The following is a 14,038-nucleotide window of genomic DNA, read 5'->3' as shown; positions in this document are numbered from 1 at the left end:
GCCTAATTGGATTGTTTAAGCATCAATGATGCGACGGCATTGGATTTTGCGATTGTGGACGGGAGTTGCAACCTCGATTCTCCCCTATTTTCAAGGGTTTGGTTCGGTAGAGAGCGCTCCGGAAGGTGCTTCCAATAGCGGACTGGCAAGCAACGCCGAAGAAGGCGCGGATTGAGCCGTTCCTTTATCGCCATTGTATCGTAATAGGATTTCCACATGCGAGTGAATTCGTCTGGAGGCGCATGCGCAGAAATGTAACTTGGGTCGGAAACTGTTACAAAATGTGTTTTGTAGTTCTCGTAATACACGCCATAGCCTCGCTTGACATCGATAATGGCCCATGTGCCGTTGGGGTAGCGGCATCTAAAGTGCCCGATAATCATTTCGAGAATATCATACTTGGGTTCGATTTCGGCAATGTACATTCCATCGGGAGCCTTGTTGAAACGCACCATCCCGTACATGTTGTCCATTTCTCGACGGACGGAGCGCGCAATCGTAATGAGCGGAATCATTTCAAGGCTCGAAGGATTGCGACCGTAATTCGGGTCGAGGCCAGCAAAAAGCTTGCGCAAGTACGCCAGGATGTTCATTTCGATTCCCGCATCTTCGGAACGGAAACATGTTTCGAGCAAGTTCAGTACGTCCTTGCTAGCCGCGTTTGTAATGGCGCGCTTGAGCCTTTTGGCGGATTCTTCGGATGTCTCGATGTGAAACGGCTGTGCAAAAAGGTCAGACGAAACTTCGTGTTCGGCTTCGTAAGTTCGTTCGGCCACAAAGCTTGTGACATCGAGATGTTGGCGGTAAATCTCGAAGACCGCGCTCAAGAAACCGTCGAATGTAGAATCGTAATGAATGGCGATGGACATAATTTTGATGCGAGACTTAACAGGATCCTTTGCGCATTCGCGTTCAGGATGACGATATTAGGGTTAGTTGTTTGCGATTGGCTATGTCTGGGGGGATTGTGCGGCTTTCGGTAGTGGCGTCGCGGTTGGATGATAGGTTGCCGGCGATGGTAACGCGGCGGGCATGGTGTCGAACAAATCCAGTTGATCGGATTTGGGCTTGCCTGCGATAAGCATTGGGCGAATCATTTCCGGATAAAGCTTGTGGAGCTCTCGAGGCACTTCGTTGTTGTAGATGAAGTACTTTGCGCGCTTGAGAACTACCCCCATCTTTTTAAGATGTTCTAGACGAATCTTGGAATAACGCCTGCCGCTTACAATGAGCTGGGCGGACCGCACTCCGATTCCTGGCACTCGCAAAATCATCTCGTAATCGGCGGTTTGCAAATCGACAGGAAAACATTCTGGATGTCGCAATGCCCACATAACTTTCGGGTCCAAATCAGGATCGAGGAATGGATTTTTTTCATCCAAGATTTCGTTATATTCGAACTTGTAAAAACGCATGAGCCAGTCGGCTTGGTAAAGCCTGTGTTCGCGCAAAAGCGGTGGCTTTGTTGTAATGACCGGCAAGCGCTTGTCGGCATTGATGGGGACGTAACCCGAGAAATAAACACGCTTCATTTGCTGTTGCTTGTAAAAGCCTGCCGAAAGCGTGAGAATCTGGAAGTCTGTCTCCCCCGATGCCCCGACGATCATTTGCGTGCTCTGCCCTGCCGGTAAAAACTTTGGAGAATATTTGGATTTATCGGCTTTGTATTCCAGCTTGCGTTCTGCCAGAAAGTTCATGGGACGGTAAATGGATGCAAAATTCTTTTCGGGCGCGAGGTATTGCAATTGCTTGTCGGAAGGAATTTCGATATTCACGCTGCTGCGATCGGCATAAAGACCTGCCTCGAATAACAGCCTTGAACTTGCGCCCGGAATCGCTTTCAAGTGAATGTAACCGCCAAAATGGTGCACCAAACGCAATTCTTTTGCGACTTTAATCAAAAGTTCCATCGTGTAGTCGGGCGTGCCGATGACAGCCGAACTCAAGAAAAGCCCCTCAATGTAATTGCGGCGGTAAAATTCTAGCGTGAGGTTGATGAGTTCCTTGGGGGTAAATGTCGCTCGCGGAATGTCATTGCTCCGCCGGTTGACGCAATAGGCGCAATCGTACTTGCAGGCATTGCTGAAAAGCACTTTCAACAGCGAAATGCAACGCCCGTCGGCGCTCCATGTGTGGCAAATGCCCGAACTGTGCCCGCAACCCATCCCGCCTTTGGGGGAGTTGCGCTTGGAACCGCTCGATGAACACGAAACATCGTATTTGGCGGCATCGCCCAGAATGTTCAGCTTTTCGCGTATGTCCATTTTTTGCCTTTTCACGATTGCGAAAACAGAGGTGCCGTGCATTATTTTACGATACACTTGTTTACTTGCTTTTCTGTTCACTAAATATAATAATAACTGCACAAAAAAGCAATTTTTGGTTTGTTTTTTATAAAAAAAGTTGAATATTGCGAATTTGGATTAACAAAAAAGGCCTGCTTTGTGGCAGGTCTTAGAGTAAATTGTTTGTGTTGAATTTAAAAATTGAATCTGGCACTGAAACTGGTTGACAATTGCATATCTGTTCTGTCCCAACTTATATTGGTTTGTGTATAGATTGCGGTTGACAATCCTATTTGGGCATTAAAAGACACTATATCGTTGATTGTGTAACTTGCACCGATGTATGGACATACATCAATTGTTTTGCCAGGGTAAGAAGATTCATAGCCGTTATCTGTAAATGCTCCGAGGGGAACGGCTGTGCCTATACCGATGTATGGATTGAATTGTGGTGTAACCATGAAATTCAATTCTGCAGATGCATCTACACTCAATGGAGCTACTCTATGTTCTCCTTTTGTGGATGCGGAAAAGCCGATATGGGAACCAAAGTTAAGCAGTTGGTTTATTGGCGTATAGTATTCTACCCCAACATTAAATAACCATGCGTTTTTTTCGACCAAAGATTCATCCCCTACAGGGATTTCTACCCTTGCATAAGCGTTCATTGTGGGAATAAAATGGTAACGTACTGAAAAGGAGGGCTGTGCAAAACCATTAATATTTGCATCTTCGCCATCAAAGTGTACAAAAATCCAATATGGAACACTAAGTGCAAGTTCCAAGTCTGGAATTACAGTGTAGCGAACGGAAGCTCCCATTGTTAAACGGCTATAATCCAAATTGTCATCTACTTTTTTTGTGAAGGTTGTTCCGATTCCGGCTTGTCCTTTATGGTTTTCGAGAACTTGGAATGAATCCCAATCGGCAAAGGCGGCGCTAGCGGCGAGGGCGCTTGCAAGGATGATTTTTTTGAACATGTTAAATTTCCTTTGTTGTAAATGATTTGCAATTTGTTTTCTCCGGCAAAGTACAAAAAATGTTTTTCCCAAAAAAACATAAATTGCAATTATTTTTTCTCCTTGTTGTAATGGCTTACACTAGTATTTTTCCTCAAAGTGTTAAAAATTTTCGAAAAAAGGTAATTTTGGGACATGAATATGAAAAAAACTATCTTCTCTCTTTCTTTAGCTTTGCTGCTCGGCCCGTCTGTGGTCTCTGCTGCTGATGTCACAGGCAATTTCTTTGACGCTGATGGCGCTTACTACGGCCCGGACTGCGATAAAGAAAAAAACTACTCCGGCGCTTACTACACCGGTAACTACGAAAGCCCGTTCAAGACTGTCTTGGGCAAGACCGACGAAGAAATCCAGGAAAAAATGGATCAGTTGTGGAACCACTATTTTAAGGGTGACAACAATTCCAAGGTCTATTACGACAAGGGTAATGAAGCTTATATTCTCGACGTGAACAACAGAGACGTCCGTTCCGAAGGTATGTCTTACGGTATGATGATTGCCGTGCAGACCGGCCACAAGGAAGAATTCGACAAACTTTGGAACTGGGCCAAGAACCACATGTGGCACAAGGGCGGTGGCTGGGATGGCTACTTCGCTTGGCAGCGCAACGAAAGCGGTTCCGGTGGTGACGATAACTGCGCTCCGGACGGCGAAATGTACTTTATGATGTCGCTACTTTTTGCAGCGAACCGCTGGAATGACAGCAAGTACATGGACGATGCCCAGTACATCTTGAAGAAAATGTGGGACAACGGCCAGCATAGCCTTTTCAACCCGCAGCATTACGTCATTACGTTCCAGCCGCAGGGCAACGAAAACAACTTCTCCGACCCGTCTTACGACTTGCCGGCTTACGTTGATCTTTTCGCTCGCTGGTCCACCTCCAACCAGGATAAGTGGAGCAAGGCTGCAAAGGCAACGCGCGATCACTTGTACAAATCCTCCAACACGAAGTCCGGCTTGTTCTCGGATTACAACAACTTCGACGGTACTCCGCACGGCGTAAGCTATAACGGCAATGCTGAAAAGTACATGTACGATGCAATGCGCTGCGCAATGAACTTCGGTATGGACTATTACCTCTTCGGTGCTGATTCTGCTCGCCAAGAAGAAATGGCCCGCCGCATCATCGATTTCTTCGAAAGAGACAACTACAAGCACGCACGTTTCAACTGGGACGGCTCCAACCCGCAGGAACAGTACACGCTTGGCGAAACCGGCGCAAATGCCGTGGCTGCAATGGCTTTGATGAACGATTCAAAGTATAATGACGCCGTCAAGAAGAATCTCAAGATGGCTTGGGATGCAAGCCTCATGACCGGTCAGTATCGCTACTACGATGGCTTGGTGCACTACCTTGCCATGCTCCACTTGAGCGGCACGTTCAAGATTTGGAAGCCGAAGCCGGAAGTTACGGAAAAGGATGTCACTGCTAACGAACACAATGGCGTCAAGATTGAAAAGGACACGACGTTCTATTCTTTCGAATCTTGCAAGCTCTACAAGGTGAATGCAAAGCCGGAAGGCAACGTTGGTATTGCTAAGTCCGTTAAGATGAATAACGGTGTCAGAGTTTGGTCGACTAACAATGCGATTGTTATCGAAAATGCTCCGGCAGGCAGCAAGTTTGCTGTTACCGATGTCAATGGTCGCGTGCTCAAGGCTTCTAAGACGACTTCTGCAATGCAGGAAATCCGCCTTGGTGGCAGAGGTAACTTCCTCGTCATGGTTGGCGACAAGACCTATAAAGTTGTGAAATAGTAATTACTATAGCGTATTAAAAAACAGGGCGAACATTTTGTTCGTCCTGTTTTTTGTTAATTGCTAGCGGGAATTATCCGTGATGAGCTTTTTCGAATGGAACCATTCCTATTCCATGATGAATTTCAGGAGTTGAGTCATAGTTGCTATCTTGCAGTAAGTTTGACTGTCGCTCTAATTCGACAATCTTCAAACTTGGAGGTGCATAATTTTTTTTAATCTTCAAGTACGGCTTCAATATCATCATCGTTACAGGAATTGCAGTCTATAATACAGGAACCATCCAGCAGGGGTGCTTCTTGCTTAAATTCTAGCACGGTCATCTGAGGTTTAATATAGCTTGTTTTTTGTTCGATAGTGTTATTCATTGCACACTCCCCTATTGCTTAATGACCTTTTTGCCGTAATAGGCGCCACGAACCTTTGAAGATGCGTTTACCTTACGACCCTTGATGTCGTAGTTCGGCAACATAGTGAATTCTCCCGTGCGGGTGTTCATGCGTGCCATGAACGTTGTTTTTTCGCCATTTTCGGTTTCATCGACAAACTCAGCGTCAATTGTTTCGGGGATGTTGCTTATGCTATATTGGGCTGAATTTTGGCCTAATACAGCCTGTGGTTGTGGGCATTGGAGCTTTACGGTGTTATCCTTTTTTCTGAGGTAAGCGCGGAAGGGATTTGCGGAAGGATAACCTGTTGTTGCTGCATCGGCGGCAATCGCAATTTTTCCGAATTTACCTTTTGCAATTTGAGCTTCGTTACTACCCGCAAAAGCGTAAGCCAAGCCAAGTTCTGTATCACCAGGTTCCCATACCTTGTAGGAATAAACTCCGATAAAGCTCCATTTACCTTCTGAAACTGATGTTGTTAGATCATTAGGTGCTTGGAAAGTTGCTTTTCCACCATTCAAATTGAATTGCAGCTTGCCTTCTTCAGTCAAGACTGCATAGGGTGTGTTTGCTTGTGGAAGATTGCCTGCGCCGATGTTTTTAAGCGTTGCCTTCCATGCACAAGCATCACTCTTTTGAACAACTTCTTGTAAGTAATAGAACTTCGCGTTGACGGATGAACCTGATGGTAGGCTGAATGGCAATACGACAGTTGATGGGACTCCTGCTGTAAATGTACGATTGTAGTCGATAGACACGACTTCGGTTCCCTGAGGTATATTGGTTGTTGTACCTGAGTAATTGCCGTTGATGATTGCTCGTTTGGTGTTGTCACCATTTGTTACGATTTGCACAAAGTAATCGGGAGTGAGTGTTTTGCCTTTAATGGCATTATTGATATCTGCGGTGCTGTTAGAATAGGTCCCGTTACTCTCGTCCTTAAGTATAAGTCCTTCGGCGATATTCAGGGCCCCATGAGTGGTAGAGTCGGAATTTGCATAGAAGCTGTTGGCCCATTTGATATTGATGTTTCTGGTTTCGGATTTTATACCAACGTATACGGGTTTCGTGCTTGTGCTTGTACAAGTTGTAGAAACGTAGCCACCATAAATTTCAATATTGTTTTGGGCCCAGATTGCATCTTTACCGCTGGATGTTACAGTAATATGGCCACCGTAGATTTGAATGTCACCATATGCACTCAAACCTCTACCATATTGAGTACCTGTGTTGTTTAGAATCAATGAACCTGTTTGGTTTTTCTGCCCGAAGAATTTAATATTGCCACTTCTCGTTTTACTCCCCACTCCAATAGGATGATTATCGTCACTTTGGCTGTTGAAATTAATAGTGAATTTAGCCTCATCTTCAATAATGAATATCACATTACTTGCGGTAAGATGAAAGTTCCCTGTATAGGTCAATTCTTCATTAACCGCAATGCACTCAGATTGAGTGTTAATTTGATTTTGGTGATCGTTGAGGTACTTTTGATCTAGCAGTAAACAGTTTGATGCTATTTTTGACGAACCATTTTCATCAATATAGTCGGTATCCTGCTTTGCACTCCACGCATTTGCTGCCATTAGCAGTGCAACTGGCAAAGCTAGTACTACACGATTTTTTGCAATTTGTCTTTGCAATTTCATTTTCCCTTCTTCCTTTAAATTTGAAAATTCGTCTATAGAAAAACGTCTGGAATCAATCGAGTCGCAAAAACAAAATTGTAGACGTCTCCCCGTCCCTGTTGTACTTATGAAAAAGATATAAAATTGTTATGAAATTTGTATAATTTTGTTAAAAAATTGGCGAAAAACGCTCCGAAAACAGTCTGTGAATTAATCCCATATATATGTGTTTTACATTTCCTTTCCAAAACGCAAAAGTGTTTTACAAAAAATGTATAATACCGTTAAATTTTTCAAAATTAATGGATTGTCGCGGGCCTGTCATTTTACTATAATTTCACCCCGATGAAAAGAATGGAACTTGTTGACTTCGAGCTCGCCTTCAAGCAAGCAGCCTCGACCCACAAAAAGGTCGGTTGGGTTTCAGTTTTTGACAAGACTATTCATTTTTTTAAGAGTTTTAATTTTAAGGCAAAGGCATTTAGCTTTTGCCTTTCTTTTTACCCCAACAATTGTGACGTAAGGTAAATCATGAACGAAAAATTCCAATGGAAAGCAAAGCGCGAGCGCAAGGCGTTCATCGCCTTGGCTGACGGAGCCGTGTTCCACGGTTACGCCTTTGGCGAAAAGAAAGACACTGTAGGCGAAGCCGTGTTCAACACCGGTATGGCGGGCTACAAGCAGATTTTGACCGACCCGTCTTACGCCGGTCAGTTCGTGGTGTTCACCACGGCCGAAGTTGGCGCTTACGCTACGAACTTCGAAAAGTCCGAATCCCGCCAGGTTTTCTTGAACGGCATTGTCGTGAACTCCCTCGACTGGGTTTCCAAGGAACTGAACGAAGAATCGCTTCATGATTACATGCTCGCCCAGAAGAAGGCAGGCATTGCAGGCGTTGATACTCGCGCCCTCACGCTCCACCTCCGCACTCACGGCGCCCAGAAGGCTTACCTCCACGTTGAAGACACGGAAATGACCGAAGCCGAAGCTATCGCAAAGGCAAAGGCTTGGGAAGGCCTCGACGGTCAGGACTACGCCAGCAAGGTGAGCGACCCGAACGGCTACGAATTCAACAACGAAGGCAAGTACCACATCGTCGCTCTCGATTTCGGTATCAAGACGAACATCTTGAGAAACCTCGCCGCACAGGACATGCGCATCACGGTTATGCCGATTGGCACGAGCTACGAAAAGATTATGGAACAGAAGCCGGATGGCGTGTTCCTCTCCAACGGCCCTGCCGACCCGAACAGCCTCCCGCAGGTTTACAACATGGTCAAGCAGCTCCTCGGCAAGATCCCTCTCATGGGTATCTGCCTTGGTAACCAGCTCCTCGGCCTTGCTCTCGGTGCTAAAGTTTCCAAGCTCAAGTTCGGTCACCATGGCTGCAACCATCCGGTCAAGAACCTCTTGACGGGCGCTGTCGAAATCACGTCACAGAACCACAACTACGCCATTGACGAAACGTCTCTCCCCGCCGATGTCGAAGTCACGCACATCAACCTGAACGACAACACGGTCGAAGGCATCCGCCACAAAAAGTTCCCGGCATTCAGCGTGCAGTACCATCCGGAATCTGCCCCGGGTCCGAACGATTCCATGTACTTGTTCGAAGAATTTAAGAAGATGATTGAAGCTTTCAAGGGAGGCAAGAATGCCTAAGCGTACCGACATCAAGAAGATTATGCTCATCGGTTCTGGCCCGATTGTGATTGGCCAGGGCTGCGAATTCGACTACTCCGGCGTGCAGGCTTGCAAGGTGCTTCGTCGTGAAGGTTACGAAGTGGTGCTCGTGAACTCCAACCCGGCAACCATCATGACCGACCCGGAAATGGCTGACCGCACTTACATCGAACCGCTGAGCGTCGATATTCTCCACGAAATCATCCGTCGCGAACGCCCCGATGCATTGCTCCCGACTCTCGGTGGCCAGACCGCCTTGAACCTCGCCATGGAACTCAACGAGCGCGGCATTCTCGACCGCTACCAGGTGGAACTCATCGGTGCAAAAGCCGAATCCATCCAGCGCGCCGAAGACCGTCACCTGTTCAAGGAAGCCATGCTCAAGATCGGGCTTGACCTTCCCCGCTCCGGTTCCGCACACTCCATGAGCGAAGCGACCGCTATCGCCCACACCATCGGAAGCTGGCCGTTGATCATCCGTCCGGGCTTTACGCTTGGTGGTACTGGCGGCGGTATCGCTCACAACGAAGAAGAATTCGAAACCATCGTGAACCGCGGTCTTGACGCCTCGCTCAACAACGAAGTGCTTATCGAAGAATCGCTCCTCGGCTGGAAAGAATTCGAAATGGAAGTCATGCGCGATAAGAAGGGCAATGCCGTTATCGTTTGCTCCATTGAAAACCTCGACCCGATGGGTGTTCACACGGGTGACTCCATCACGGTCGCTCCGATCCAGAGCCTTGATGACCGCGCCTACCAGGCCATGCGCGACGACTCCCTGAAGGTCATGGAAGCCATCGGCGTGGAAACCGGTGGATCTAACGTGCAGTGGGCTATCGAACCGAAGACCGGCCGCCGCATCATCATCGAAATGAACCCGCGTGTGTCCCGTTCTTCTGCTCTTGCATCCAAGGCAACGGGCTTCCCCATCGCAAAGATTGCAGCACTTCTCGCTGTGGGTTACACGCTTGACGAACTCCGCAACGACATCACGCAATCTACTCCGAGCTGCTTTGAACCGGCTCTCGACTACGTTGTCGTGAAGGTTCCGCGCTTCACATTCGAAAAGTTCCCGAAGGCAGATTCCACGCTCGGCACCCAGATGAAGTCTGTGGGCGAAGCCATGGCCATCGGTACGAACTTCAAACAGGCCATGCAAAAGGCTCTCCGCTCTCTCGAAACGGGATTCGGCGGTTTCGGTGCCTGCGCCAAGTGCGAAAAGTTCAAGGAATACGACGACGAAACGCTCGCCAAGGAAGTCGCCCGCCCGAGTGCAGAACGCATCTTCGTGGTCTACGAAGCATTCCGCCGCGGTTGGGACATCGAAAAACTTTACGAAGTCACCAAGATTGACCGCTACTTCCTCCGTCACCTCGAAGAACTCGCCTGCTTCGAAGACGAAATCACGGCTGCAGGTTCTCTCGAAAACCTCGCCAAGGATAAGGCTCTCTTCCGCCAGGCCAAGGAATTCGGCTTCAGCGATATCCAGATCGGTTACCTCTTCCACAAGACTCCGGAAGAAGTCATGGCTGTGCGTAAGCAGATTGGCCTCGTTCCGAGCTACTACTCCGTCGATACTTGCGCCGGCGAATTCGAAGCTATCACTCCTTACTACTATAGCTGCTACGCCGACAATACCGAACCGGTCCGCGAAATTCCGGGTCACCAGAGCAAGAAGCGCATCATGGTGCTCGGCGGCGGTCCGAACAGAATCGGCCAGGGCATTGAATTTGACTACTGCTGCTGCCACGCTGCATTCACGCTCCGCAAGCACGGCTTCGAAGTCATCATGGTGAACTCCAACCCCGAAACGGTTTCTACCGACTACGACACTTCGGACAAGCTCTACTTTGAACCGCTTACGCTCGAAGACGTGATGGGCATTTACGAACGCGAAAAGTGCGCGGGCGTGATTGTTCAGTTCGGTGGTCAAACTCCGCTAAACCTCGCCATGCGTCTCAAGAAGGCTGGCGCAAATGTCATCGGAACAAGCCCCGAAGACATCGACCTCGCCGAAGACCGCGACTTCTTCAAGCAGCTCGTCACCAAGATTGGCATCAAGCAGGCTGAAAGCGGCATTGCACACAACGTGGAAGAAGCCCTCGCCATTGTCGATAAGATCGGTTACCCTGTTCTTGTGCGCCCGAGTTTCGTTCTCGGTGGCCGCGGCATGGTGATTGTTTACAAGGAAAAGTACCTCCGCAAGTTCGTGGAAGAAGCTGCCGCCATTGGCGAAGGCAAGCCGATCCTCATTGACCGCTTCCTCGAAGACGCAACCGAACTCGATGTGGACTGCATCAGCGACGGCAAGCACACCGTTATCGGTGCTATCATGGAACACGTGGAACCCGCAGGCATCCACTCCGGCGACTCCGCTAGCGTTATCCCGCCGATGACCCTCTCCAAGGAAATTCAGGACAAGGTCCGTGAATTCGCCAAGGAATTTGCTAAGGAACTCCATGTCGTTGGTCTCATGAACATGCAGCTCGCTGTCAAGGATGGCGAACTCTACATGATTGAAGTGAACCCGCGTGCATCTCGTACGGTGCCGTTCGTGTCCAAGTCCATCGGCGTGCCGCTTGCAAGCTACGCAACACGCTGCATGACCGGCGAATCTCTCGAACAGATCGGTTTCACCGAAGAAGTCCGCGTGCCTTACGTGAGCGTCAAGGAAGCCGTGTTCCCGTTCGTCAAGTTCCCGGGCGTCGACATCACGCTTTCTCCGGAAATGAAGTCCACCGGCGAAGTCATGAGCCTCGATCGCGACCGCGGCCTTGCCTACCTCAAGAGCCAGCTGGCCTCCGGCAACAAGGTCCCGAGCCAGGGCAACATCTTTGTGTCGCTCAAGGACGAAGACAAGCAGAAGGCAGTTCCGCTCATCAAGCGCCTCGTGGACATGGGCTACCAGATTTACGCCACCCGCGGCACCTCGACGATGCTTTACAACGAAGGCATCAAGACCCGCGCCGTGTTCCGCATCTCCCGTGGCCGCCCGAACCTGCTCGACCTTATCCACGACAAGGAAGTGCAGTGGATCGTGAACACCACCGAAACTGGCGCAGAAGCCATGGTTGACGAAATCCAGATGCGCTCCAAGGCCGTTGTCTCGGGCATTCCTATCACCACGACCATCGCCGCCCTCACCTCCACCGTGGAAGGCCTCATGGACAAGCACGACTTCGGCCGCTTCGAAGTCTGCAGTTTGCAAGAATACCACAGACATGTGAAGAAGTAAAGTGGTTGGAAGAGGGGAAAGTCTTCCCCTCGCTTCAGCCCCGTCCCCACCCATTGTCAAGCCCGCGCAAGCGGGCTTCTCTTTTTTTATACCCCCCCCAAGCCGGGTCTTCCGCTACCCCTTCTAGCGGGCTTCAGACGCCAGCCCGCAACGCCTGGCTTTACTTCGCTCGCAATTGTCATTCCGGCCTCCGAGCCGGAATCTCCTATTAGAAAAAGGACGCTTTATAAAGCGTCCTTTTTGCATTCATATTTGAAAATTTTATACTATGTTAAATAAAACGTTAATGCATCCCAGCAAAGATCTTTTCCGAGTTTTCCCGTATTCATCCAAGCTATATCAAAATCAATACTTGGCCATTTTTTATTCTTTATGACAAACAAGAATCCATGCATATCATCAGCATCAAAAGTTACAAAACAACGATCTTGATTCCAGAATTTATTGTCAAAATTAGATTCTATCAGGGATTCTAATATTATAAGATCATCAAAATCATTTTCAACAGGACGATTTATTGCCAGGACTTCACTATCGGATTCCTTTGTATAGCATACTGCATACTGATCGCTATCAGCAAATTCAAGTTTCTCTCCAGAAAAATTTAATCTATAAACTTCACATTCCTTAAGATTACAGACATCCACTTTTATCGTCAACATTGCCGAAACATTATCAAGCACCTTTTCATAATCTTCATTAAAAACATCCTCAGGACGAAGGCGCTCACAATACCAGGAATTGTAAGAAACTAAAAAAGGAATCTTGTTATTATCCTTGTCCAACACAGTCAGCTCGCCTAATGGAGTCTGTAACTCAGTAACAATCGGCCAACCATTATCTCTTTGAAAGCCAAAAAGCGTATCATACTTGCAACCAGACCCGTCCATTTCGGCTTTGCGTTGCACCTCCAACAAACTTTCCAATTTTTTCAAAATTTCATCCGTAGTCATATTCAAAAGATAAAAAAGCCCAAAATCTAACGAGCTAGGTATTTTTCTTGTAAGTCGTTCTTAGATGCTCTTTTAGCATTTCTTCATTCTTTTTATCGCTCCATTTGCCAGAATCCCATAGAGCATCCATACCTATTTCGACCTTCTGAACAGCATCGCTAACCCCACCTTTTTGAGAAGCGGCACGACCATCCTTACCCATTTCGAAATGGACTATTTCAGCATCATCGTCTAATGTCATGAAGGGGTACATCATATGCACAACCGCTCATACATGTGCGGGAACGCCTTTTTAGCAAGCTTGCTTCGCCCTAATTTGGGCATCCTTGAACGGCTTGAGATCAAAGAACATCAGGCGAGTTGCATCTTTGCGGTCTTTCTCCGTAAAAAAATCAAAGTTGTTCTTGATATAGAACCCCGTTGCCTTAGCGTACGCATCAACCGTAATGAACCGGCAACCAGTTCGATTGCCGTTCGTGAAAGCATGCTTTATAAAATCCAAAATTGCCCTACCGATACCCTTGTTGTCGTAATCTTTCGAAACAGCAAGACGACCTATTTTCACCGAGGGGTAGGTCTTGCGGCGTTTGTTATTCGAAATTCTGCGATTAATTCGATTCCAAAGAGAACGTTCTTCGGGGTCATAAGAGACCTTATCATTCAAAAGACTGAAATAAGCAACAGTCTTTTGTGCTTGCCGATCTACAAACAGATATGTAACTGCCATAAGGTCTCCAAGATAGTTCTTGGCATCATCAAACAAGAAATTGTTCAAGTCAGTATCATTGCAGTCAAATGGCAAGATTTCGGTATCTTCGCCAAGGGGTAAAAAATCAAATGAAGACAAATTCATTGTTAAAAGGAGAATTTTGCAATGGACATGACACTATTATAGGCGTTCTGAGCAGCCAGAACGTCTTCTCTCGAAACAGGCTTGGGATTCGCAATTTTCTTCTCGAAAATGCGAGCATCTTCACCTCGAAGCGTCGGAGTTTCTTTAATTGGTCTTGCCATAATTCAAACCTTTTATCTCCCATAATATAGGTAATAAAAAAAACGATGTCAATAGCGACTCCTTGTGAGGA

Annotated in this window: 12 protein-coding genes; 3 read left to right on the top strand and 9 right to left on the bottom strand. The window is 47.5% G+C overall.

Features of this window, described 5'->3' with window-relative positions; all coding sequences use genetic code 11:
- Window positions 1–2: 2 nt before the first annotated feature.
- The 3 genes from BUQ91_RS05530 to BUQ91_RS05520 all read right to left on the bottom strand — a co-directional run bounded on the left by BUQ91_RS05530 (window position 3) and on the right by BUQ91_RS05520 (window position 3,265).
- Window positions 3–869: a TIGR03915 family putative DNA repair protein gene (locus tag BUQ91_RS05530; RefSeq protein WP_074208450.1), complete on the bottom strand. Its 867-nt coding sequence runs from the start codon at window positions 867–869 to the stop codon at window positions 3–5.
- A gap of 81 nt (window positions 870–950) precedes the next feature.
- Window positions 951–2,264 (bottom strand): putative DNA modification/repair radical SAM protein, encoded by a 1,314-nt coding sequence (locus tag BUQ91_RS05525; protein ID WP_074208935.1) that lies wholly within the window; start codon window positions 2,262–2,264, stop codon window positions 951–953.
- A gap of 215 nt (window positions 2,265–2,479) precedes the next feature.
- Entirely contained in the window at window positions 2,480–3,265 is a 786-nt protein-coding gene (locus tag BUQ91_RS05520; RefSeq protein WP_074208449.1) for a hypothetical protein, read from the bottom strand.
- A gap of 180 nt (window positions 3,266–3,445) precedes the next feature.
- Here BUQ91_RS05520 and BUQ91_RS05515 point away from each other — a divergent pair, with 180 nt between their 5' ends.
- On the top strand, window positions 3,446–5,065 hold the full coding sequence (locus tag BUQ91_RS05515) for a glycosyl hydrolase family 8 (RefSeq protein WP_072828593.1): 1,620 nt from the start codon (window positions 3,446–3,448) through the stop codon (window positions 5,063–5,065).
- Between the two features lie 215 nt (window positions 5,066–5,280).
- Here BUQ91_RS05515 and BUQ91_RS15670 read toward each other — a convergent pair whose 3' ends face one another.
- Together BUQ91_RS15670 and BUQ91_RS05510 are read right to left on the bottom strand one after the other, a co-directional pair.
- Window positions 5,281–5,433 (bottom strand): hypothetical protein, encoded by a 153-nt coding sequence (locus tag BUQ91_RS15670; RefSeq protein WP_175545441.1) that lies wholly within the window; start codon window positions 5,431–5,433, stop codon window positions 5,281–5,283.
- An 11-nt stretch (window positions 5,434–5,444) separates the two neighbouring features.
- Window positions 5,445–7,103, bottom strand: coding sequence for a hypothetical protein (locus BUQ91_RS05510; protein ID WP_074208448.1), 1,659 nt, complete (start codon window positions 7,101–7,103; stop codon window positions 5,445–5,447).
- Between the two features lie 510 nt (window positions 7,104–7,613).
- On the opposite strand from BUQ91_RS05510, the gene carA reads away from it, so the two are divergent.
- Window positions 7,614–8,744, top strand: coding sequence for a glutamine-hydrolyzing carbamoyl-phosphate synthase small subunit (gene carA, locus BUQ91_RS05505; protein WP_074208447.1), 1,131 nt, complete (start codon window positions 7,614–7,616; stop codon window positions 8,742–8,744).
- Window positions 8,737–12,000: a carbamoyl-phosphate synthase large subunit gene (gene carB / locus BUQ91_RS05500; RefSeq protein ID WP_074208446.1), complete on the top strand. Its 3,264-nt coding sequence runs from the start codon at window positions 8,737–8,739 to the stop codon at window positions 11,998–12,000. Before carA ends, carB begins: the two co-directional genes overlap by 8 nt.
- Before the next feature lie 266 nt (window positions 12,001–12,266).
- On the opposite strand, the gene BUQ91_RS05495 is transcribed toward carB, so the two are convergent.
- The 4 genes from BUQ91_RS05495 to BUQ91_RS15665 are packed head-to-tail and all read right to left on the bottom strand — an operon-like array spanning window position 12,267 to window position 13,967.
- Window positions 12,267–12,953, bottom strand: coding sequence for a hypothetical protein (locus BUQ91_RS05495; RefSeq protein WP_074208445.1), 687 nt, complete (start codon window positions 12,951–12,953; stop codon window positions 12,267–12,269).
- A gap of 34 nt (window positions 12,954–12,987) precedes the next feature.
- Complete coding sequence (locus BUQ91_RS05490; RefSeq protein WP_083601152.1) at window positions 12,988–13,209, bottom strand: hypothetical protein; 222 nt, start codon at window positions 13,207–13,209, stop codon at window positions 12,988–12,990.
- Between the two features lie 36 nt (window positions 13,210–13,245).
- On the bottom strand, window positions 13,246–13,806 hold the full coding sequence (locus BUQ91_RS05485; protein ID WP_074208444.1) for a GNAT family N-acetyltransferase: 561 nt from the start codon (window positions 13,804–13,806) through the stop codon (window positions 13,246–13,248).
- Window positions 13,807–13,808: 2 nt separating this feature from the next.
- Window positions 13,809–13,967: a hypothetical protein gene (locus BUQ91_RS15665; protein ID WP_175566601.1), complete on the bottom strand. Its 159-nt coding sequence runs from the start codon at window positions 13,965–13,967 to the stop codon at window positions 13,809–13,811.
- Window positions 13,968–14,038: the final 71 nt, after the last annotated feature.

It is taken from the genome of Fibrobacter sp. UWB11 (assembly GCF_900143015.1).
In the GTDB taxonomy this organism is placed as follows: domain Bacteria; phylum Fibrobacterota; class Fibrobacteria; order Fibrobacterales; family Fibrobacteraceae; genus Fibrobacter.
The sequence above is the reverse complement of the archived record's forward strand: the minus strand, read 5'-3'. Positions and strand labels throughout refer to the sequence as shown.